Annotated in this window: 22 protein-coding genes; 18 read left to right on the forward strand and 4 right to left on the reverse strand. The window is 45.9% G+C overall.

The genetic code is table 11. From position 1 onward, the window contains the following. The first annotated feature begins 63 nt into the window (after positions 1-63). Entirely contained in the window at positions 64-2454 is a 2391-nt protein-coding gene (locus tag DYU05_RS08845; RefSeq protein WP_117382584.1) for an ABC transporter permease, read from the forward strand. 13 nt (positions 2455-2467) lie between these two features. On the opposite strand, the gene DYU05_RS08850 is transcribed toward DYU05_RS08845, so the two are convergent. Both DYU05_RS08850 and DYU05_RS08855 read right to left on the reverse strand, forming a co-directional pair. Continuing rightward, entirely contained in the window at positions 2468-2929 is a 462-nt protein-coding gene (locus DYU05_RS08850) for an RES family NAD+ phosphorylase (RefSeq protein ID WP_165852028.1), read from the reverse strand. A 130-nt stretch (positions 2930-3059) separates the two neighbouring features. Further along, the gene (locus DYU05_RS08855; RefSeq protein ID WP_117382586.1) at positions 3060-3539 is read right to left on the reverse strand and encodes an antitoxin Xre/MbcA/ParS toxin-binding domain-containing protein; all 480 of its coding nucleotides are present in this window, start codon (positions 3537-3539) and stop codon (positions 3060-3062) included. A gap of 162 nt (positions 3540-3701) precedes the next feature. On the opposite strand from DYU05_RS08855, the gene DYU05_RS08860 reads away from it, so the two are divergent. The 7 genes from DYU05_RS08860 to DYU05_RS08885 all read left to right on the forward strand — a co-directional run bounded on the left by DYU05_RS08860 (position 3702) and on the right by DYU05_RS08885 (position 11090). Continuing rightward, positions 3702-4157: a terminase small subunit gene (locus DYU05_RS08860; protein WP_117382587.1), complete on the forward strand. Its 456-nt coding sequence runs from the start codon at positions 3702-3704 to the stop codon at positions 4155-4157. Between the two features lie 38 nt (positions 4158-4195). Continuing rightward, complete coding sequence (locus tag DYU05_RS08865) at positions 4196-5410, forward strand: terminase large subunit (RefSeq protein WP_117382588.1); 1215 nt, start codon at positions 4196-4198, stop codon at positions 5408-5410. 25 nt (positions 5411-5435) lie between these two features. After that, the gene (locus DYU05_RS08870) at positions 5436-6137 is read left to right on the forward strand and encodes a hypothetical protein (protein WP_117382589.1); all 702 of its coding nucleotides are present in this window, start codon (positions 5436-5438) and stop codon (positions 6135-6137) included. Between the two features lie 11 nt (positions 6138-6148). Then, positions 6149-6280 carry a hypothetical protein gene (locus tag DYU05_RS21420; protein WP_262511254.1) on the forward strand — a complete coding sequence of 44 codons (132 nt, stop codon included), beginning with the start codon at positions 6149-6151 and terminating at the stop codon, positions 6278-6280. 133 nt (positions 6281-6413) lie between these two features. After that, positions 6414-6860: a hypothetical protein gene (locus tag DYU05_RS08875; protein ID WP_117382590.1), complete on the forward strand. Its 447-nt coding sequence runs from the start codon at positions 6414-6416 to the stop codon at positions 6858-6860. Between the two features lie 10 nt (positions 6861-6870). Then, entirely contained in the window at positions 6871-8943 is a 2073-nt protein-coding gene (locus DYU05_RS08880) for a hypothetical protein (RefSeq protein WP_117382591.1), read from the forward strand. 104 nt (positions 8944-9047) lie between these two features. Then, positions 9048-11090, forward strand: a complete 2043-nt coding sequence (locus DYU05_RS08885; protein WP_117382592.1) for a hypothetical protein — start codon at positions 9048-9050, stop codon at positions 11088-11090. Positions 11091-11200: 110 nt separating this feature from the next. Here DYU05_RS08885 and DYU05_RS21090 read toward each other — a convergent pair whose 3' ends face one another. After that, complete coding sequence (locus DYU05_RS21090; RefSeq protein WP_165852029.1) at positions 11201-11377, reverse strand: hypothetical protein; 177 nt, start codon at positions 11375-11377, stop codon at positions 11201-11203. A gap of 377 nt (positions 11378-11754) precedes the next feature. On the opposite strand from DYU05_RS21090, the gene DYU05_RS21095 reads away from it, so the two are divergent. Further along, complete coding sequence (locus DYU05_RS21095) at positions 11755-11931, forward strand: hypothetical protein (RefSeq protein WP_165852030.1); 177 nt, start codon at positions 11755-11757, stop codon at positions 11929-11931. A 6-nt stretch (positions 11932-11937) separates the two neighbouring features. Here DYU05_RS21095 and DYU05_RS08895 read toward each other — a convergent pair whose 3' ends face one another. After that, complete coding sequence (locus DYU05_RS08895) at positions 11938-12579, reverse strand: hypothetical protein (protein ID WP_117382594.1); 642 nt, start codon at positions 12577-12579, stop codon at positions 11938-11940. A gap of 96 nt (positions 12580-12675) precedes the next feature. On the opposite strand from DYU05_RS08895, the gene DYU05_RS08900 reads away from it, so the two are divergent. From DYU05_RS08900 to DYU05_RS08940, 9 genes are all read left to right on the forward strand, one after another. Then, a complete protein-coding gene (locus tag DYU05_RS08900; RefSeq protein ID WP_117382595.1) occupies positions 12676-15021 on the forward strand; it encodes a hypothetical protein in 2346 nt (781 codons plus the stop codon). A gap of 111 nt (positions 15022-15132) precedes the next feature. Continuing rightward, positions 15133-15363 carry a hypothetical protein gene (locus DYU05_RS08905; protein WP_117382596.1) on the forward strand — a complete coding sequence of 77 codons (231 nt, stop codon included), beginning with the start codon at positions 15133-15135 and terminating at the stop codon, positions 15361-15363. Between the two features lie 552 nt (positions 15364-15915). Continuing rightward, positions 15916-17106 (forward strand): head maturation protease, ClpP-related, encoded by a 1191-nt coding sequence (locus DYU05_RS08910; RefSeq protein ID WP_117382597.1) that lies wholly within the window; start codon positions 15916-15918, stop codon positions 17104-17106. 121 nt (positions 17107-17227) lie between these two features. Next, positions 17228-18436, forward strand: a complete 1209-nt coding sequence (locus DYU05_RS08915) for a hypothetical protein (RefSeq protein WP_117382598.1) — start codon at positions 17228-17230, stop codon at positions 18434-18436. 109 nt (positions 18437-18545) lie between these two features. After that, positions 18546-19130, forward strand: coding sequence for a hypothetical protein (locus DYU05_RS08920; RefSeq protein WP_117382599.1), 585 nt, complete (start codon positions 18546-18548; stop codon positions 19128-19130). A gap of 69 nt (positions 19131-19199) precedes the next feature. Next, positions 19200-19457: a hypothetical protein gene (locus DYU05_RS08925; protein WP_117382600.1), complete on the forward strand. Its 258-nt coding sequence runs from the start codon at positions 19200-19202 to the stop codon at positions 19455-19457. Further along, complete coding sequence (locus DYU05_RS08930) at positions 19454-20740, forward strand: hypothetical protein (protein ID WP_117382601.1); 1287 nt, start codon at positions 19454-19456, stop codon at positions 20738-20740. The genes DYU05_RS08925 and DYU05_RS08930 overlap by 4 nt, the downstream gene beginning before the upstream one ends. Positions 20741-20744: 4 nt before the next feature. Further along, positions 20745-21365 (forward strand): DUF6712 family protein, encoded by a 621-nt coding sequence (locus tag DYU05_RS08935; RefSeq protein ID WP_117382602.1) that lies wholly within the window; start codon positions 20745-20747, stop codon positions 21363-21365. Next, the gene (locus tag DYU05_RS08940) at positions 21365-23596 is read left to right on the forward strand and encodes an SGNH/GDSL hydrolase family protein (protein ID WP_117382603.1); all 2232 of its coding nucleotides are present in this window, start codon (positions 21365-21367) and stop codon (positions 23594-23596) included. Before DYU05_RS08935 ends, DYU05_RS08940 begins: the two co-directional genes overlap by 1 nt. The last annotated feature ends 6 nt before the right edge of the window (positions 23597-23602 follow it).

Below are 23602 nucleotides of genomic sequence, written 5' to 3' on the forward strand. Positions count from 1 at the left end.
AATCAAATATTTAACCAAATGGCATGAACTTAGAATATCATACAACAACTCACACTAAATCTCATGATAATCAACCATTTAAAGTTTGCATTCAGAAGCCTGATGCGGACTAAAACGTTCTCTGCCATAAACATAGCCGGACTGGTAGTAAGCCTTACCGCATTTATGCTGATGGCACTCTACATACAATATGAGTTAAGCTTTGATAAGGAGAACAGGAACGCCGCAAATGTTTACCGCGTAGTTGATGACAAGCAAACAAATGCGTTAATGCAGCATACAGCGGGCTCCCCTGCCCCAATTGCACCTGCATTATTAAATGATTTTCCGCAAGTTAAAGAAGCGGTTAGGCTGATAAGCTCTGAAAGCCTTGTAAAGTACCAGGATAAGTTATTTGAAGAACGTGCTTTGTTTTATGCTGATAAAGGCTTTTTTAAGGTGTTTGATGCAGCTATGCTAAGTGGCGATGCAAATACTGCCCTCGCAGCGCCCATGAGCATAGTGCTTACCAAAACAACTGCACAAAAATACTTTGGCAACGCCAATGCTTTAGGCAAAACCATTTTGGTGGATGGAAAAGGAATGCGTGTTACCGGAGTTGTAAAACCCATGCCTAAGAATTCGCACGTGCAGTTTGACATGCTTTTGTCTATGTCCACGGTTGAACAAAAGGACTCCGGGTACGACTGGATGTTCACCAACTGGTACTCCAATAATTTCTGGACGTACATCGTGCTACCGTCAAACTATGATGCCAAACAGTTGGAAAATCAGTTTGACAGCTTTGCTAACCGCCACAATGCCAATACCGCAAACACCAAACACCATTACAGCCTGGAGAAACTTACAGATATTTACCTGCACAGCAACCGTGAGGGCCAGGTGGGTAAAACAGGCAACCTCTCCAGTTTATATATATTTAGCGCTGTGGCGCTGATCATATTGCTTATTGCATGCGTAAACTTTATCAACCTGTCCACCGCACGCGCTGCCGAACGGGCGAAAGAAGTGGGTGTAAAAAAAGTTAATGGCGTAACCCGTGTACAATTAATATGGCAGTTCTTTATCGAATCATTTACCATGGTGGGTGTCGCGCTGCTTATAGCGGTTGTGTTAACCGTGTTGCTGGTACCGTCATTCAACACCTTCGCCGGGAAAAATATCGTTTTTGAGGTTTTTACACCTGTACATATCGGCGGGCTATTGGCCATATTGCTGTTGGTAGGTATGCTGTCCGGCAGTTACCCTGCGCTGGTTATATCAGCCTTTAACCCGGTTACTGCACTTAAGGGCAACATCCGCTCATCTGCACGCAGCATTTTTATACGTAAAGGCCTGGTTGTATTTCAGTTCACTATATCCATCGTACTTATTGTAAGCAGTATTGTGGTATACACCCAGTTGCAATACATGCAAAAGCACGACCTCGGTTTTAAGCCATCGCAAACGCTGGTAATCAACTTTGAGGGCGATAACGAAGTGCAGCGGCATTACCAACAAATTAAAGCAAGTCTTAAGCAGATAAACGGTATAAAAAACGTTACCGCATCGTCAAACGTACCGGGCGTAACAAATCCCGGTGGGTGGTCTATGGATGTGGTTAAACGCACGGGCGACACGGTACATGCTGAACTGCCCATCTTTTTAACCGATTTTGATTTTATGCAGCAGTACAACATACCAATGGTTGCAGGCCGCGGGTTGTCGCCCAACTTTGCTGCTGATACGGTCGAATCTATGATCATCAACCAAACTACCTTACGCAAACTTGGCTTTAATTCTGCCGAAGAAGCTATTGGTGTTAAGGTAGGCATGTACCCGAATGACGCGCGGATAATAGGCGTTTACAAAGACTTTAACTTCCAGTCGCTGCAGAAACCTATCGAACCGTTAGTCATCCGCATTATACCCAACAAGTTCAGGGTCTTCTCGGTTGAGCTTAATACCGCCAACCTAAAACAAACAATTGCTGAGATAGAGCAGCTCTGGAAGCAGCAGGTGCCGCAGCGCCCATTGGAATACACCTTTTTAAACGAGCGGTTTAACCTGCTTTACGAAGCCGAAACCAAGTTTGGGCAGGTGTTTGCAGTATTTACCTTACTGGCCATAAGCATAGCTTGTTTCGGGCTGTTCGGGCTAGCGTTGTTCAGTGTTAAGCAGCGCACTAAAGAAGTGGGTATACGTAAGGTTGTGGGCGCCTCTGTAGCGCAAATTGTAGCTTTGATAGCCAAAGATTTTATCAACCTGGTGATAATTGCCGTGGTAATAGCATCACCGCTGGCCTTTTACGCCATGAGCCGTTGGATCCGCGACTTTGCTTACCGTATTGAGATCAGCTGGTGGATATTTGCAGTGGGCGGGCTGGCAGCAGTGTTAGTTGCCCTTGCTACCATCAGCTACCAGGCCATCAGAGCGGCGGTATCTAACCCGGTAAGAAGCTTAAGAGACGAATAACAGCGGGGAGCCATTAGCTCCGCAATCGTTCATCAAAAGAGAACTTGCTGATAGATGCAATTTTCACCCGTGCAAAATCGGGGTGTGCCGGGTTAAACAGGTAATTATACTCCATATCAATTATGGCAGATGGCACCTTTAATACAGCCGTTTCCATACCCTGCAGCCAGGCGTCGCCAAGGCTTTGCGTGTAAGGGTAGTTTAGTACGCGCTGCCACTCGGGCTCTAACCGGTTAAGCTGTGCAAGTGTGATCTCCTTTACTGCTAGTTTATCCGGTACACTGAAGACTGTCACTGAGAAATCGCCTGAGTAAAGGGACGTGCCCGATGTGTGTACCAGTTTTTCCAGGCACGAGAGCGCCAGCGATCCCCCTGAGTAGATAACGTACATACCCCGCGAGTTCCACCTGCCGTCAATACCAGAAGCATTGCGGTCGGCAGCGTATTTGGTTTGTCCTATACGGTAAGTTTTCAATTGGTAAATGTTTGGAGCAAAATCCTTCAATCCCCCTCTAAATCTCCCCCTTCGGGGCGAGATTTAAGAATTGCTCAACGGATTAACTTTATAGCCCTCCCCTTGAGGGGAGGGTTGGGTGGGGCTTTGCTTATGCTGTAACCCCGTAATCTATACGGATAAGCTCACTCATAACAATGCCAATACCGGTAATGGTATCAAGCATATCAAAAGGTGTGGCATCAATACCGGCATTGTAGTGGCGCAGCCAGCTTTTAAACTCATCTAAAGAACCAAAGGTATCAAGGCCCTTATCAAAAAGCTCAAACAGTTGGATAATGTGCTCACTAAGGCCGGGGTTTAAACCCTTGCTGCCCTGTATGTGCTTGCGCAGGGTAGGCTCGGTAATATCAAGCCATTTGGCAATATCTATCTGGGTAACACCGGTAAGCTGCAGCAGATCTGTAAGGGCACCGGGCTGCAGCCCCTGCTTTATTACACCTAGTTTTGCTATTGGCGATTTAAAGTAGGTATTGTATGGCATCAGAAGATCATTTAAAACAGGTACAGGCGTATCTGCCTGATACTGTTTAACTGCAGCCTGCTTTGTGTTATGCTTTACTTTTTCCATATACAAACGTAATTATTTTCTAATTAAAAACAAATTATTTTCTAATAGTTTTTCTCCGATGAAAAAATAATTCCTAAATATATTAGTAATTATAAAGAATATTCTTTATCTTTGTATATCAAATATGCCAACCGGCATCTCTTACATAAACTAAAATCCAGCATGAAATACTTCTATACTGTAAAGCAGTGCGCCGAGCGCATTGACGAATACTTCCGTTATATACAGGGCCAGTACCATATAGAAAAACCCGAAACAACAACCGATAACAAGAAAGCACAACCCGCCGAAATAATCGTGTGGGACCGTAAGCCCGAACCTGCCCTGCTAACCGGACTGGCCCTGTATATGGGCTTTACCAGTAAAGAAGAGTTTGAAAAGTACGAGGTAAAGGGCCGGTATAAAAAACTACTCAGACGGGCCCGCCTGCGTGTAGAACTGGAGTATGAAAAACGCGTTTTGCAGCAAGCACCCACAGGTGCCATCTTCGTTCTGAAAACCCTGGGGTGGACAGACAAGAGCGCCCTTAAACAAAGCCAGGCCACCAAAAAGCTGCGCATAGAAATTGTTGATGCAGGCCCGGCCATAGCGCCTTCTGAAAAGGATGTAGCGATGTAAATCTCTAGCCCACGTCAAACCAAACAACCTAAACCATTATGAAAACAAGCCTTTTATTTAAACACAACTATTACGCTACGGCAGATGTTGTGATTAACCAGGGTGGCACCAGCTCCGGTAAAACCTACGCCATTACACAGGTACTATTCTCACTTGCCGCGTCGGAAAAGCTAATAATTACCATTGCCGGACAGGACATGCCGCACCTTAAATCGGGTGCCATACGAGATGCTATCGAAATACAAAATTCCTCCGCCGCAATGCAGGCTGCAATCAAGAACTACAACCGCAGCGATCACCTGTTTGAGTTTAATAACGGCAGCATAATTGAATACAAGAGTTACGCCAATGCACAAGATGCGAAATCCGGTAAACGCGATTACCTGTTTATCAACGAAGCAAACGGAATAAGCTGGCTTATCTATACAGAACTGGCCCTGCGTACCCGCAAGCGGGTATTTATAGACTACAACCCCAACACCAGCTTTTGGGCGCATGAGAAGCTCATGGGGCGGCGGGGCGTGCAAATGTTCATATCCGACCACAGGCACAACCCGTTTATTACTGAGGCACAGCGTAATAAAATAGAAAAGCTGAAAGAAGAAGACCAGCAGCTTTGGCGGGTATACGCCCGCGGGCTCACCGGCAAAATAACCGGGCTGGTGTTCAGCAACTGGCACCTTTGCGAAGCCATACCGCACCAAGCAACACTGCTTGCAGCCGGGCTGGATTTTGGCTTTAGTAATGACGAAACCGGCTGCCTGCTGGTGTACCGGCAAAACGGCGAACTATGGGTACGTGAGTTGCTTTACGAAACGGGACTCACCAATACCGACTTATCCCGAAAACTGCAACAACTGGGCATGAGCAAGAACATAGAGATAATTGCCGACAGCGCCGAACCGAAGTCTATTGAAGAACTAAGGCGCCTGGGCTGGTTTATTACCCCTGCAAAAAAAGGTGCCGACAGCGTAAACAACTCCATAGACATACTTAAACGCTACCACATAAACGTAACCGCTGACAGCGTTAACCTGCGCAAAGAACTGGAACGCTACAAATGGAAGGTGAACCACAGCGGTAAAACCACTAACCAGCCTATTGATACCTGCAACCACTTGATAGATCCGCTGCGCTACGTAGCCCTGCACAAGCTAAAAGCGGGTAACATAAAGCCGGCCACCAGTAAGCTGCCGGCAACTGCTCCGCAAACAACCGAACGGGACCTGTTGGACGAAATGCTCGGCATCTGATCCTCTAAAATCAAATAATAACAACATGATAGAAAGAACACTTAAAACAACGCAGGGAAGGCTGAAGCTCAGCATCCCTACTCAGCTGAATGAAGTCTCCTTAGGGCAGATGATAGACCTGCAGGAAGCAAAAGACATGACCGACCTCGATGCCATCAGCATACTTTCGGGCGTCTCCGTGGCTGACTTGCAAAACGTAGCGGATGCTAATGATTTCACCCAATTTGCCGACGGTGTGCTGACCCTCTCCAACGAGATAAAAAACTTGTACAACAGCGAGAAGGTACCGACATCGGTAACCGTTACTATAGACGGCAAACCTGTAAAAGTAAGCGTGATAAACAACCTTTCGGTAGAGCCTGCGGGTGCTTTCATGGCTGCGCGGGACATTATTGCCGATGAGATTGCCGCACACATTAAACAAAACGGAGAAGACAACTGGCAGGAAACCTTTAAGCCGTCGTTACTTGCGTGCGCCAAATTGCTGGCGCAATACTTCTTTACCCGTGTAACTGGTTTGCCTTACGATGAGTATGCCGCCGCAGAATTTTTAAACGTTGTTAAAAAGCTTTGGGTAACGGAGGCACTGCCCATCGCAAAGCATTTTTTTACCTCGTATCCGGACTTGTCGAAACCGAAAACCGACTTTTGGCCTCGCCTGCTACAGCTCTTGAAAAACGTGCTGGTATCGGGGCTTTCGAACGTTTTAAGTACATCAATACGGTAAACGCCCTCGCCGTGGGCGACATAACCAAATGGAGCCAGGTAATGGCCATGCCATACGAACGCATCCTCACCAAACTTCTCCTCAACAAAACAGAAGCTGAGTACCAGAAACGGTACATGGAGATTCAAACTCAAACCCCCTAGCCCCCTGAAGGGGGAACAGGAGATTGACAATCTAATCATAAAACCGATAACTCCCCCCTTCAGGGATGGGGGCTAAACAAGATTTATTTACTAAAACCATTAAAATTCCCCCTTCAGGGGGTTAGGGGGCTCTATGAGAAACCAAATTGAAGCTGTGGTGCAAAGCTTAAGCACCTCGCCGTCATTTTTGTACGGCACCGAAAAAGAACTGAATAACCTTGCCGATAACGCAGCCTTCCCATGTGTAATGCTGTACCCGCTGCAACCAATATTGCTGTCGCCGCAGGTAAATGGCTCGGTAGATAATGTGTTCACCATATACCTCGAGTTCCTGTACCAAACAGAGTTTGGCCAATATACAGCAGAAAACGAAACCTACGTGCAGCAGGCGCTGCGGATGGCAGGCGACTTTGTGGTGAAAGCTGCCAGGTACCGCGATGGCGATGGCCGTTACTTCCGTATCAAGGCTGGCGAAAAGGCCAAGTGCGTACCCGTTTACAATAAGTTCGACACCAATACCACCGGCGTTGGGCTTACCATAACGCTTAACACCATGTATTACGATACCTATCCGGCTTAAAACTTTCACAATGAATATTATCCCTATTATTGACTATACCAACACCTATGTAAACGGTACCGAAACTAACGGGCAGGTATACATCAGGCTGATTGACGCGGCTACCGGTCAGCCCGCCAATGGTAACAACATGCAGGTCACTTACCAGGTAAACCTGGATGGTGTATCAAACACTTACACTATCCTCATTTCCGGGCAGGGGAAGGCAATTTACACCGGCCGTATAAGCAACATCAATCCGCAAAACTACCACTACAGCAGTTTTACCATACTCAGCCACGAAGAGGTAACCATGCCGCCACCGGTTGCCGTTTGCGACCTCCAGATCAGCCATGTAAATGTAGACAAGCTGGAGAGTGCCGTTGGCGCTAACGACGGGCAGATAACGGCATTTGCTACCAGCAGCAACGGGTTAATAGAATACAGTACCGACAACGTAAACTTCCAATCGTCTCCAACATTTGGCGGCCTCACAGGTGGCATAATACCTATTTACGCGCGGGATAGTAATGGTTGCCTGGCCGGATACAGTGTATTGCTTGGCACTGTAACGGGGCTGCTCGTGGCCGATCCGTCCGTGAGTTTACCGGGCGGTAAAATCTCAAGATGGAATGCCGCGTTCAACTCTATTGTATTCACTTATCAGCGTAAGGATTTTGGCATCCATTCATCCACTACAGATACACTTACCGGATATGCCAAACTCAGGATAAATGCCTCGCTGAACGATCCCGCAACGGGCAACCCGGTACTATCCACCGGCGACAAGGTGTACATCAACAGTACCACTTACAAGGGTATATATGATGTTGATCGCGCCGAAGACGTTTACAATCTCATCATAAAAACTCCGCCCATACATACCGATGAACCTATCAGCGGCTTTATCAATATCAATAAGCTTAGGCCCTATTATAACATAGTTACCCGGATAAGTTATTTTGATAGCGATGGTCGGCAGAAAACCATAACATCAACCAATCGCCCCGATGTAACCGGGCTGGTAAAAGCTGATCTCTCCAGCTTTTTGCAAAGCCTTGTACAGCCGGCTGACGAAAGCGATTACAGCCTGCCTAACTTCAGAGACGATAACTTAAGTGCCAGCTATTCCATAGCCTATGCCGAAGTTTGGGACGAGAACGGCACAACCAAAGAGCCGGTATTTGTATCGTTAGACCACAACTACTACGTGCTGTACGCGGCTAAACAACTGGGAGAACGTTACGGTGGTAACCTGGCAGCTTATGTGCCGTTTGCGTCGCTGCCCGACGGGGTAGCTAAAGCCAGGTGGATAACCGACTTCGCCGAGCCCGCCTGTAGGAACGGCTACCCGTTTGATATTGGCTTTATATACAGCGAAGACCTATTGGGCCGCCAGCTATATTGCGAATTTACCCTGCTGGATATTAACCGGCAACCTATCCAGGGCGGCGAAAACCAGGTTGGGCTGCTAAATGAAGATGGATCGTGGCTGCTGAACCAGGACGGCGGCAGGCTGGTAATTGCAACGCAGGGTTTCGGTAACATTCCGGTACCCGATCAGCTCGGTCTCAACAGGCTGCTTATAAACACCAATTTGCCGTCCGAGGTTTACTACATTAACCTGGCACTTAAGTACAATGATAACAATGTAGTTCATACCGTTACGCAAACTCAAACCATACGGGTGGATGATGCTGTGGACGACAGCGTTGTTTACCTGCGCTGGATAGGCCTCTCGGGCAGTTGGAACTACTACCGTTTTGTTTTCAATCAGGAAGTAACGCTGGATGTACAGAATGCCGTAATCATCAAAAACTTTGTGCACGACTGGGAGAACCAGCAGGGTATTGAAGAAGTGATCAGTAAGTCGGCAGGTCAAAAAATGAAGGTTGTTGCCGAGGATCTATCCGTAGCCGACATCAAGGGACTTCAATCCATTAAATACTCACCAAAAGTGCAAATGCTGGTGAACCGCAACCCGGTAAAATGGCAAACCGTTGTGATTAACACAGCTACATACAGCGAGTACGAAACGCGCAACGGTCGGGCGCCATTTAGTGTAACCTTTAATCTGCCGGCAATTAATATACAAACGCAATAGCCCCAACCAATAGCCCCCTCTAAAACTCCCCCTGAAAGTGGAGACTTAAAATTTTTAACCCTCCCTTTCAGGGAAGGGTTTGGGCGGGGCTCAAACTCACCAACATGCAACTTTATATCGATAACGAGCTAATGGATCTGGCGGATGATAGCCCTATCGCGCTCACATTCCAGATAAACAATCTGGCCGAGGTCAAAAACCAGCAAGGCAATACAAGTAACCAGTTTAAGCTGCCCCTTACACAACGCAACAGGCGTATACTGGGCTTCCCGGATGATGTTGCATTTTGTGGTAAAGCACCTTATGACAACTACCCGGCAAAAATAGTACAGGATGGTTTGGAGATAATACCCAATGGTATTGCAGTGCTAAATGGTATAGAGCAGGATGGCGCGGCTATAACAGTACTGAGCGGCAACGTAGACTTTTTTGACACGCTGGATGCTAAGATATATGACATGGGCGACGCAGAAACTACTATTGGTAAACAAGGCCTGCTCAAGTACTTTGACCATGCCTACACTGTGGATAATGTAGTGGCATCTCAAAATAAAAACGAAGGCTGGATATGGCCGGTAATAGATTATGGCACTATAACTTACCCTACCGATCAGCCGTTGAAGATTGACATTCGGCAGATGCGTCCCGGATTTTTCCTGAAGACCATGGTAGAACTCATAGCCAAACAAGCAGGTTACCGCATAAACCCCGATTCCTTTTTGTTGAAGCAGCCTTTATATCAAAAGCTTATTGTGCAGTTTGCAAACGACAATTTCAGCCATGGCACCAACTACCAGAACACTACCGACGACCTTGGGATAGAGGTTACCAACGCGGCTAAGTATGTGCACACTAACGATGCATATGAAGAAGATATGCGCCTTAACACGGTAATAAACGATAGTTCGAATTCTTTTAAGAGCAATGCTTATGTAGCAAAAGCACGTGTGGCGTTTACTGCCAGCTTTACGTATTCGCTAACACTTGCCGGCAAAATCACTTTGGATGATGGCGGTGCCAAAGCGCACATTTACTTTGAGTATTACGATGTACACGGCAACCCAACAAAATTGGACCGCATAACCCACACACTTGATAATGATGCACAATTAGTAAACAGCTACGCGCAGATAACATCCTTTTTTCAAAGAGGTATTGCCGTCAAAACCTTTACCAACCAAAAGTTGTCTGCTGATGTTGAGCTGCTTGCCGGCGAAAGCTTAAAGGTGCGGTATGAAGTAAACCACCGGGCAGCGCGTGACCTGTATTCGGAGATACAAGCGGGTGCCACTTTCAAGATAGAGACAAAGCGCGAAGAGGTGCTGCTGGGCCAAACAATTCAATGCGAACGTATTTTTCCGGATCTTTCTCTTAAAGACCTCCTGAAGGACACCCTGCAGCGGTTTGGCATAATCTGCCAAACTGATAACGCTGCACGGACAATAACATTCGCTTCTTTCAGGGACATTGTAAATAACATACCGGTTGCCCGGGATTGGACACGCAAGTGCATAGATCAGGGTAAAGCTATCAACTTTCAGCTAGGCAGTTACGCGCAGGAGAATTACCTGAAACAAAAAGAAGACGACAGCATTAAGCCCAAAGGCTTCGGTAATACAAAGATAACTGTTAATGATAAGACGCTGGCTGCAACGGCCGACCTGGTAGAAAGCCAGTTTGCCCCTACCCTAAACCGCCCTTATGTAAATGGTACCATCGCGCAGATTTTAAAAGTTGACCGAAGTACCGAGGAGGATGCAATTGATTTTTCTGTCAGTACCCAGCCACGCCTGCTCATTAATGATACGCTCAATCTTTTAGATACCGGCAAGCAAATCACTTTTACCGACGGAACAAACGAGCGGGCGGTTAACAGCACCATAGCTATCCCCTATTTTGCTAAAGATGGCGCAGCAGAAAGCCTGGATTGGGAATACCTGCGTAAACAGTACTATCCGGAATTAGAGAAGATACTGCAACAGACCAAAAAGGTAGTACGCTACTTTATGCTCTCTCCCCGCGACATACTGGAGCTTGACCTGCTTATCCCTGTTTACCTGGAGCAGGATAGCGCATACTACTACATCAACAAAATAGACAGCTGGCGCAAAGGCCAGCCGGTAAAGGTTGAGCTGGTAAGGTTGTAGTCCACTAACCCACCCAAACCCTCCCCTGAAAGGGAGGGCCTTGAGAATATTTTTTTAAGTCTCCCCTTTCAGGGGGAGATTTAGAGGGGGTTTGAGGATTTTCGGGTGGTTTAGGAGAACAACCCGTGTGTAATCTCTTTAACAGCATCATCGCCATAAAAGAAGATGGTGTACATGCTTGGTGCCTGGGTAATTACCAATATATCTTCGCGCTTTATTTTGTTCTCGTTAATGAAACGGGTAAGGCGTTCGTGGGAGCTGAAGTAGTCAGATTTTAAAACGATCATGATGTTGCTTTTCGGTAAGAGATGTGCGGCGAAAATATGTTACCAAATAATAAAAATATTTGCGGAACGCGGTTGCGATTTTGAAATCACCTTTTTATATTTACCAAAAATATTAGCAAACCTTCATTCCATTAAAACAATTTTTCGCCTGCATATTCGCCGCTTTTTTATTAAACAGCTGCACCCCGCCACCTGAGGCAAGGTACACAAGCGCTAAAATGCCCGAATTGAAATAGCTTTCATCAAATAGGTGAAAGCCCTTAATTCCGTTTAAAAAATCAAGGCAAATGAGATGGGCCAAAAAGAATTCATAGAAAGTGGAAAGAAAGATCTGGTAAAATACTGATCCGGAGATTATTCCTGATAAACAAGGACCCTTGAAAGATCAGTCAAAGCAACTGCAAAAACATGATGAAGTGATTACTAGCGGTAATATTTCAGCGCAACCATCGGGCGAAGTACTTCTTCAGAAAAACGGTATGCTCAATGATAACGATACTTTCGTAAATATGATGGTAGACTTCAATCTAAAGGACCTCAAGCCATCCAAATAACCGGTTTTATTGTTTTATTAACTTTTTGTGTATATCTGTAAGCATAAGGTCAACATCCCATGGCATGTTGTCGTCAAAGAAATTTGAAAAGTTTATTTTTCCATGTTCATCCAAATGAGTTATTGCACCTGAAATTATTACGGTGTCGTCTTTCTTTAAATTTTTAATAACCGAAAGATATTTTTTTAATTCAGCTCCTTTTGGGGTCTTGAGAGTAGTGTAAGTAAATCTAACCTGGTTGTCAATTGCTATGCTATCTACGGTTTTATCTATCGTTATAGGGGCAACCAGTTTTAAATTATAAACAGGATTGTTATTAAAGCCGAGTAACTTGCTTACAGTATTTGCATCGTAAGTATTGTCATTAATTTCGCTAACGATAAACTCCCAATTTTTAAAATCTTTTAACGAGTCTAACGCATATTTATTGAACGCCGTTATGTGTGCATCTTTAATCGCCGCGTTTGATGTAACTTCATAAGCAGAGTTATCATGTACTTTGTTAAGGAATTTCACCTGGTCTGCAGGCCTCGGATCAACGTCACCTGTTTCTGAACTGACCTGGTCACGGGTATTTTTTTTTGTTTGGTTACCGCAGGCCGTCACTAAAAAACAGGATAGTAAGGTAATGTAAAAGATAGATTTCATTATACTAGAATTACAGCAATGAAAGTGCTAAAAATCTTGGCAACCATACGAACTTATTTTAAAATAATATGCCATTTGGCACTAAATACATAAGCAATGACAAACGACAACAATTTAAATCCGATATCTAACGACGATATTACAAAAGCGAAAGAGTACAAACAGGCACTCGATGATCTCAGAAACTCGGTGATCAGTTTAAACAGTAAACTGCCGTCATTTGCCGACGGAGTAAAAGCCGGATTACAGGCCGTAGGAGAAAAACTCCCGGAAGTAGTTGAAGCTATGAAAAAGTTAAACGACCAAAATAAGCAGCTCGCAGAGAATGGTCAAAAACCCAAAAGCGTATTAAAGGAGCTTGCCTCTTCCCTGCTATCGTGGAATGGACTGGTATCGGTGGGAATTACGCTGCTTGCAGCATACAGTGGTGTCATAATCGATTGGATAAGCGACATGATAAAAGGTGAAACAACATTGTCGGCCCTGGGCAAGGCTATGAAAGATCAGAAATTAATACTACAAGCTGTAAACGATGCTAGAATCCAAGGAAATAACAATGCCCAACAGGAATTGGTTCACCTTAAATTGTTGTATGACGCATCGCAAGATCAAAACATCTCACTCGATAAAAGAAAAAGAATTGTAAAAGATTTACAAGATCAGTATCCGGCTATATTCGGCAACCTAAAAACAGAAGAAATTTTAGCAGGGAAAGCAAAAAAAACATATGATCAACTGACCTCTTCTATTCTTGCGTCGGCGCGTGCCAGGGCGGCAGAAGACTTGATGGTTAACAACCAAAAAAGGCAACTTGGTAACAGCGAGCGATCAACGCAATTAATTACTGAGCTTCATAATATAGATGATCAAATAAAAGCAGCAGAAAAGCAACAAAAGAAGTTGCAGAATATGATTATAATAGGCTCAAGCACCATAACAGCAGGTACCGAATCGAAAGATACTGCAAGTGAACCTAAAATTGATAGGCTTTATCTCAAGCGTAATGAATTGATAAAGAAACTGGCCGATTTAAAAACGGATAGCGATATACTGACCAAACGGAATAAAGCCCTTTCAGAGTTAGTTATCGCAGGTAATTATCAGGAAGAACCCGTTAAAACTGTTAAGAACAACAAAAATAATAGCAACAGCAGCAACAAAAACAAACGAGAAAAAACCAGGTATTCACGTCAAGAACTGCTACCAGATGCTATTGCTCCGAAGTTGGTGTTACAGACCGAGCAGGATAAAAAAGCTTATGAACAGCAGCTTGACCAGCTAAATGATCAGCTTTCAAAAAAACTGATCTCTGAGGATGAGTACTATAAACAGAGTAAAGACCTGCAGCAAAAGTACCATCAGCATATAGAGGCAATGGTAAAGAACTTTACCGGTGGCGATATGGATAAAGCCCTTGAGCAACTTAATAATGTAATAGAAGCAAACCGCCTGCAGGAGATAATTAGTAAAGACAAAAAAAAGGTTGAAAAAACCATCCTCCCCGGCCAAAAGCTTGAGGCAGAAAAACAACTCATAACAGACAAGTACAACTACGAGATACTATTGGCAAACGGCAATGCCGAAAAGATAAAAGAACTTGAGGAAAAAAAGCAGGAGGACCTCACAAATGTTACGCGCAGCTACGAGCAGCAGCGGAAAGAATTTGCACTCAACACAGCCCAGCAGGTGGCCGACAAGGCATTTTCTATCATCGGCAGCAACATAAAGTCGTCCAGTGATGCAAAGATCAAAGGTTTGGAAAAAGACAAGGCGGCAGAGCTGAACAATAAGAATCTTACCGCAACCCAGCGCAAGGCAATAGAAGACAAGTACAGGAAAAAAGAAAATGAGGAAAAGGTAAAAGCCTTTAAGGCCGAGCAAAAAGCTTCCATACTGCAGGCCGTAGTGAATGGCGCCCTGGCTATAACCAAGGCCACTTCACAAACAGGTATACTGGCACCGTTTGTTATACCAGGCATTATTGCGTCCACCGCGTTGCAGGTAGCCACTATCCTGGCGCAAAAACCACCTGCATATGCAAAAGGCGGTCGCTTTGTCTCGGATGGCCGTGGTGCTCTCCTACCTGGTTACAGCCGTACCGATGATACCAACGCTTACCTGCGCAGCGGCGAAGCGGTAGTGGTTTCCGAAGCGATGCGTAACCCTTGGGCGCGTAACCTGGTGAGTGCTATAAACGTTGCCCACGGCGGCAGGGATTTCTCTGTTCCGAATACAAGCTATGGCTATGCTGTTGGTGGTATTTACACCGATGGCGGTAACGCTAACCGCTACTACAACCAGCCCGTAAACGACATTAAAGAAATGGCTAACACGCTGGCTTACCAGATGATCAACAACTTCCCGCCTATATACGTCGACGTAAAGGACGTGAATAACCAGCAGAATATACTGGCACAAACGGTTAACAGGGTGAATCTGTAAACCCCCTAACCCCCTAAAGGGGGAACAGGATAACTGAGCTGGGGCTAACAAATAGATCTATAATTTAATCACACTATCAACAGCATCCCCTTTAGGGGACGGGAGGGGTTCATGAACATACAAACAGCAAACACCTTGTTCGACCAGGGGGTGTTCTCGGCCATGTACAAGGCCGGGTTCATAACAGCAAAAGTATTTACTTACCGCGAGATCTACCTGTGGGTACACGCCCAGGTACAAACACGACATATCACCAAGAACCAGGCTGTGTCAGAAGCCGCAACAAAGTTTGACAAGGACGAGCGAACAGTATGGCGCGCGCTGAACAGCTTCACTGCCTGAATTGTCAGAATCAGTATGTCTGAATCAGAATTCTCGGAATTAAAGAATTATAGAATGCACTAATTCTGCCAATTTAAAGAATTCTTCTAATTCGAGTTCAGACCACCATCACTGACAAAACAGTGTCAGTACTTTAATCAAAAGTAATCCCGATATTTGTATTGTTCTCCTCAGCATTCTGAACCTGAATTTATAGAATTTAAGAATCAACAGAATGGATGAAAATTCGATAATTCCAAAACATTCTTTTAATTCGAATTCAGACCAGCTCTACTGACAAAACAGTGTCAGCACTTTAATCAGAAGTAATACCGATATTTGTAGTGTTCTTTTTATCTGAACCGGGATTCACCAAATTGAAAGAATTACAGATCGCGCCTAATTCTGCCATTTTAACAATACTTCTCATTCGAGTTCAGACGAGATTCCTAAAATTCTGCTAATTCTTTAATCTTGTAAATTCTGATTCAGACCAGTTCTCTAATTCTGCTTCAGACAATTATGCCAATCAGCATAGAATTCATCAACTAATCACACCGTAACCAATAGCAAATGAAAATATATTTATACGACAACGAAACAGATTGCATAGGCTCCGGGAGCTTGTCGTCTGCATACATTAAAACACAACTGGATGCAGCTGCCGGTGCCAATGTAGAGGTACACATCAGCTCGGTTGGCGGCAGCGCTTTTGACGCAATTGCCATTTACGATCTGCTGAAGAAGTATCCTGGTAACGTAACCACCTACATTGATGCTTTAGCAGCATCGGCGGCATCGGTTGTAGCCATGGCAGGCAGCCGGATAGTAATGAGCAAATACGCGCTGCTCATGATACACAAACCTATGGTAGGCAGCGGTGGCAATGCCGATGAATTGTTGAAAGATGTCCAGATGCTCAACGTGGTACAATCGCGCCTGGCGCAGATCTACATGGACCGCACCAGCCTGGATAGCGCTACCATTAACAGCCTTATCAACTCCGTTACCTGGATGACAGCCGACCAGGCACTAAACCTTGGCTTTATAGACGCCATTGAAGATTACAGCGAAACCATTATAAACAGTGCGCTAATAAAAAAGTATACCGACAGTGCTCCGGCCGTTTACCAGCGCTGCATTAATAAGCTTTTAACTCAAAACACAAATATGAATACAGACAACAGAGAACTTATCGAGAAAACAACATCGGTACTGGACAAGATCATGAACTTCTTTAAGAAAGTTGTGAACAAACAAACGATTACCGATAAGGGATGCTTGCACCACACCGGCGAACTTGAAGAAGGTTGCGAGGTATACCAGGACGAAGACATGACCACCCCTGCCATTACCGACACTTACACCACGGCCGACGGGCAACAGCTTGCGGTTAAGCAGGGCAAGGTGCAGAAAGTAACACCTGTTGAAGGCGCTGAAGCAACTAACGAAGATGAGGAAGAAACCGTGCCTGCCGACAAGTTTAAAGAAGCCCGGAAGCCGATAAACATCCAAAACCGTTTACAGGAAGTTAAGGCAAGGCTACACGCGCAAAATGCTCTTTTAAACGAAGCACGGGCAGCACTTGAAGATGCCGGCAACCGCCTTAAACAAAGCCGCGAAGAGATCCGCAATGAAGTTAAAAGCGATTTTACGCCCGAAGGCTCCAAACGCAGCAACAAGGCTAAAACAGAAGCTCAGCCCTTTTTCGCTCCGCAAAGTCCGCTGGCGCAGCAGGCGGTAAAGAAAGCTATTGCCCGATAGAGACTTTCAACCTAAATCCTAATCACCTAATCAACACCTATCCCTACAAGGTTACTTAACAATCAAGCTCCCCCTTTAGGGGGCGGGGGGCTCTTCCCATGTTCAGCATGGGGCTTAAACTATGGCTCAATTTACTTTTACAAACAACACCTACGCCGGCGAAGCGCTGGCGGGTTTCATGGCAAGCACGCTGCTGGAGGCCGACTCCGTTAAGCGCGGATTGCTCACCGTTATCAACGATGTAAAATCGCGCAAGGTGATCCTTGATGTAGACGATGACGTGGTACTGCAAGACCCTAAGGGCATGTTTACCGACCAGGGAACAAACACAACACAAACCGAAAGCTACCTGGACCCAGTGGTGTATGAATTCATGAAACAGGAACAATGGGACAGGCTGGTACAATCATGGGAAAGCCAGCAACTTAAACCCGGCGCTTTCCAGGACTATGAAGGCGTAGTGGACCTTAGCGACTTTATGGTACAGCGCTATCTCACCAAAATACAAATAGCCAACGAGCGTTTGTACTGGCTTGGCAAAGGTGCCACTAAAGAAGCCGCCTTTACTGCAGAGTTCAAAGGCTTGCTTCCTTCGATTGCAGATGCATCAGGCACTTATAAAGTAAGCCTGAGCAAACCGGCCACATCTGTGGCTGCAAGTGCCATCAACTCTGCCGGCATTGTTACCGTAAGCAGCACAGCAGCTCTAAGGGACGGCGATGTGGTAACCATAACAGGCGTAACCGGCGGCATATTAGACATTACCAATGGCGGCCCGGGTGTGGCTATTAGCGGGCAATCGTACTTCATACAAGTGCTGAGTGCCACTACCTTTAAGCTGGTGCGCAACTATAACGAAGTAAACACCCGTAAGCCTGCCATCTTTGAAGGTGCAGCAAGCGCGGCCACCATCAACTTCATCAACGCTAGCAACGTATTGGGTGTACTTACCAGTATTTACGCGCAGCTTGACCCTGCTGACCGCAGCCAGGAAGATTTCAACTTGCAAATACCTTTGCATGTGGGCTATGCTTACGCACAGGCACAGGCAGATAAAGCGGTGAACGTGTTGAACGCCTTTACCGATCCTAAAAAGATGGATTACCTGGGTGTACCGCTGCAGCTGATGAATCACTGGCAGGCCAACACCATATTGGGTGCGCGCTCATCAAACCTGTTCCTGGGTGTGGATCTGCTTGGCGACATGTCCGAACTATCAACCGTTTACATGAAGCCTTACACCAACGATAACGTGGTGCGCATGAAGGCCCGCATGAAAGCCGCCGTAAACTTTAAGTTCGCCAACGAACTCTTCTACCTGGGCGCGTAAGCCTCCAGCTTACCCCCACCCCCTAAAGGGGGAGCAAAATTAACTATTCCACTTAACCGGCCCCTTCTCAGTTCCCCCTTCAGGGGGCTAGGGGGCTAACCACTTAATAATGTCAATCTACAATAAAATAAACGCCGGGTTTAGCCTGGGCACCAACTCTCCTATCACCTCAGGTATTGAGGATGTTATCTACATTTTCAACGATGAAGATGTAACGCTTACGTATGATACCGCAAATCCGCTTATTGTAACCGGCCTTACCGCTGTTGGCAGCGCAAAAATTTACAAGTTCGAGGGTACAAACAACAGCTTTAACACTATGAGCAAGCTTGCTAAAACGCAGGTTGGGCCGCGCTATACCGAAGAGATCGATTTTAATATCGCCGGCCTTTCGGTTGAGGTAAAAGCACAGCTAATGGCAATGGGCTATGGTCGAGTGCGGGCTATTGCAGTAAACAACTATAAAGATGGCAATTCGGCCGTTGAATTGTTTGGTGCTGTAAACGGCCTTATTGTAACCGAAGCTGAGCGCAACGCAGCCGACGAGACACTCGATGGTGGTTACAAAATAAAGCTAACCAATCCCGACAAGCTTAAAGAACCGTACCCTCCACGCGCTATTTCCATAGCACCGGATAACGGAACCGCTACCTACGCCAGTACCCTGGCTGCTATAGAGGCACTTACAGTCTAACCTCCTCTAAGTCTCCCCCTGAATGGGGAGACTTTTAATACCTACTCAAATAATTTAAAAGGAGGGCTCATGAAAAAATACATACTTAAACCCGGCAGGCACCAGTTTGCACCCAGTTCGCCCGCAGTGCATATCAACGATACCCTTACGGATACTGAAGCCAAATGGTACCTGCAACGGTTCCCGCACATAGCAAAGTTGTTTATACCACTGCCTACCGAAGGGGAAGTATCAACAGCAAAGAAATCTAAGATGAAATCAAATCAAACAGAAATGGAGCAAACATCAGCTTTTGCTCCCCCTTCAGGGGGTAAGGCGGGACAATGAAGACTTTCCTTCCACAAATAGAACGGCGGATAGTGGTAAGGCCAAATCAAACGTTTGGCATCCTCAATTACGATATGGATAACGCCTATCCGCAGCGTATGCTCGAGCTGGTATCGCGCTCGCCCACAGCAAAGGACTGCTGGAACAAACGCGCAAAATTTATAGCCGGCAACGGCTTTGAAGATGCTACCCTGGGCAAACAGGTTATCAATAGCAAAGGGCTCACGATGGCCAAATTGTTAAAAGCAATAGCTACTGATAAAGCACTATTTTGCGGGTTTGGCATTCACGTAAACTACAACGCTAATTGCAAGATCGCTTCTGTAAATTATGTCAAGTTTGAGGACATCCGCATGGGCGACACCGATGATGCACAAACCGCGGGCAAGTTTGCCGTTTATAATGACTGGGGCCGCCGCACCTGGAAACACATCATGCGCAGCAAGATCACCTTCCTGGACAATTATAACCCTGATGCAGAAGTAATAAAGCGCCAGGTGATTGCAGCAGGTGGCTGGAGCAAATACAAAGGGCAGCTGTTTTACTTTAACCCCGAAGTGGATGATTACCCGCTGTTAGAAGCAGATTCGGTATGGGAAGATTTCGAGACCGAAGCAGGTATAAAAACCTTCAACAACAGGGAAGTGACTACAGGCTTTTTGCCATCAACCATGCTGTTCATGCAATCACGCCGCGAAGAAGCAGATAACAGCACGGATAATGGCAGAGGAGGTAACACGCCGTCTCAATTAGAACGTGACCTAAGCAGTTTCCAGGGTGCTAAAAGCGCGCAAAAAATAATTGTAATAGAGTACGAAGACGAAAGCTCCAAACCAGAGTTTCAGCCATATGCGATACAAAATAATGACAAGCTTTTCGAAACAACAGAACGATCGGTAGAGGCTCGTATTATCAAAGGCTTCTCCGTACCCAAGGAACTGGTTAATGCCGAGAAATCATCCGGCTTAAGCAACGGCAGCGAAAAGAAAGAAGCCATTCGCGAGTTTAACGACAACACCGCGCCAGACAGGCTCGAACTGAGCGAAACGCTTGAAAGCATATTCGCCAATTACTACAGCAACATCAACCCTGCTGCTAACTGGAATATTATACCCGTACCGACCAACGTTGCCGATGATGCAATCGGCTTAAAGGCCGGATCGGCCATTAACCAGTTACTCTTATCTACTCTTTCACCTGCCAGCAAAATTGCCACCCTGGTACACGCATACGGTTTAAAACAAAGCGAAGCTGAAGCCATGGTAAACCCGCATAATCAATAACAATATGTCTACACAAAACACACTTATTATCCCAGACACGCTGAAGCGTTACGAGGACATAGCTGCCAATATAAAGCCCGAGCGCATTAAGGTATTTATACAAAAAGCGCAGGAACTGGACCTTAAACCATTTTTAGGTTATGCCTTGTACTATGATCTAATAAAACACCTGGAAGCAGACGGCACACTTAGCGAGGGCACCCCGCAGCATTATAAAGACTTGCTGAATGGCAGCGAATACCTGGACGAACAAGGCTACATAGTGCTGCATCAGGGCCTGCAGCCGGTATTGGCTTACTTCACCTTTGCACGCTTTATTGAAGCCGATGCGATACATTATACCGCTACCGGCCCTGTAACTAAGCGTTACGATAATGCCGACGCCTTACCTGCCAAAGATGTTGTAAAGTTGGTACAGCAGCAGCGCAGTACCGCAAATGCTTACACCAACGAGGTTGAACGCTTCCTGCTGGACCACAAAGAACAGTTCCCGATATGGCATTACAACCAAAAGAACAAAACAGCAAGGCAGGCAGGGCCGCGCATACGCGGGGTAGACAGAACAGACCTGTTCCTGCAAGATGACTACAACATTGATCCGCTCATACCAGAACTATTTAACTAATGGCTACAGATAAAAAAATAAGCGAACTACCGGTAACATCCGGACTCAATGCGGCAGATATATCGTTATTGGTACGTAACGGCGTAGATTACCAATTCACTATGGCCCAGCTGCTGCAATATTTAAGCAGCAACTTATTTGCAGGTGCGTCAATTGCATTCGGTACTGCTCTCCCGCAAAATTCTACCGGTAAAGATGGCGACGTGTTCCTGCAGACCAACACCGGGCGGTTTGCGCAAAAACTTGCCGGTACCTGGAGCATAGTTTACCAACTGCCGGAAGCGAATGGCGCCGACGGCACCCTGCTGTATGGCGCAGGAATCCCCGGCAGCGGAACCGGCAAAAACGGTGACAGCTACATCAATACGCTTACCGGTGTATTTTACCAGAAAAGCCTTACCGGCTGGAGCCAGGTGTTTTCTATGCAAACCGGACCGCAAGGGCCAAAGGGTGATAAGGGTGATATTGGAGTAGCAGGTATTAACGGCAAAACATTATTAAGCGGAACCAGCAACCCTGCCAACCTGAGCACGGGGGCAGATGGGGATTTTTACATTAACACCAGCACTTTAACCTTATTTGGCCCAAAAGCGGCAGGGACTTGGGGCGCCGGAACATCTATGATTGGTGAGGATGGCGCACAAGGAGAACCCGGCCCAATGGGTGCAGTTGGACCTGCCGGGGCAACAGGACCTAAAGGAGACAAGGGTGACACGGGAGTAACCGGCGCTGCAGGACCAAAGGGCGACACTGGCTTACAAGGCCCCCAAGGACTAAAGGGAGACAAAGGCGACACGGGTGCCAGCGGCCCAGCCGGGCCGTCAGGCACAGCCGGAGCAACAGGGCCCGCGGGTCAGGGTATTCCAATAGGTGGCAGCGCAGGCCAGGTTCTTTCCAAGTTAAGCAATGCGGACTACAGCACACAATGGGTGGATCAGAGTGGAATGGCAAGTGGCGGTGTTCCATTTCCTTCTGACATCACAAGCTTAGTCCACGATTTCGACTTTGGTGTATTAGCAAATATCCAATATGATAATGTCACAAAAAAAATATCGCAAATAACTGACAGCGTGAATGCTGTCGTAAGCCTGCAAGCGACAACCACCAACCAGCCAATTTTAAGGTTGAACGGAGGTGCAAATAACCAACCATTCGCAACTTTTGACGGTACACAATGGCTATCGGGAGCATTACTACAAGGCACATTAGAATGCACTATTTTCCTAATTAAAAAACAGGGTGGTAAGTATACTGATGAAAGAATACAAAGTGTATTTCATCAAGGTAACGACAATTCAAATGGATTTGGATTTACATCTTACATCAGCGGAGCAACTATACCTGGGATAACAAAATACATGGGTGGCTATGTTCCCCAGTCTGCTCAACTAAACACGGACATCCCGGCAGTGATTTCACCAAACTGGGAGGTTTTTTGCATGACCGTTAAGAAAGCTGATGCAACGAAGTTTATCTTTTTCGACGTATTAACATCTTCTCATGCGTTTGCGGGCACAGCAAGCTGGGGCGTTGACCCTACTCTCAAACACAGTATAGGTACGGGTTGCCAATTTCCCTTTATTGGAGGCATTCAAAGGGTGATAGTGTATAATAGAAAGCTATCCATCCAGGAGGTTAGACGGGTAAATACTCATTTGTTGGATAAGTACAGGCTGGTAAAGCCGAAGCGAATAATATTCATAGGTGACAGCATTACAGCGCCAAATCTGTCCAATGGCAATTATCCGGAATATATCTATAAAGACCTTTATCTTGATAATTTGCTAAGTTTTTCAAACCGAGCGTTGAACGGAGAAAGCAGTAGTGGTATTTTAACGAGACTTGCTACAGAGGTTCTAACACAAGCAGAGCCAACCACGACAAACGTATTTTGTATGTTGATTGGGCATAATGACCTAAATGGCAGCTTGTATAGTAACATAGTTTCGATATGTCAGCAGTGTCAATCGGTAGGTTACAAAGTTATAATACTTACTGTTTTGCCTAGTACAGCTTACACTACCGCATCACTAGACAGTAATATAAATACTAAATTGAGAAATACATGGGGACAGTTTGCTGACGCTATCGTGGACATAGCTGTTTTGCCAAATGCTTTGGAACCGACTAATACGACCTATTACAGCGATGGTACACACCCAACCATAGCGTTAGCTAATGACATTGCAGCAGCAGTAAAACCAGTAGTAAAGCGGCTATTAGGTGTATGAGGTTTT

This window comes from Mucilaginibacter terrenus, assembly GCF_003432065.1.
Taxonomy (GTDB): Bacteria; Bacteroidota; Bacteroidia; order Sphingobacteriales; family Sphingobacteriaceae; genus Mucilaginibacter; species Mucilaginibacter terrenus.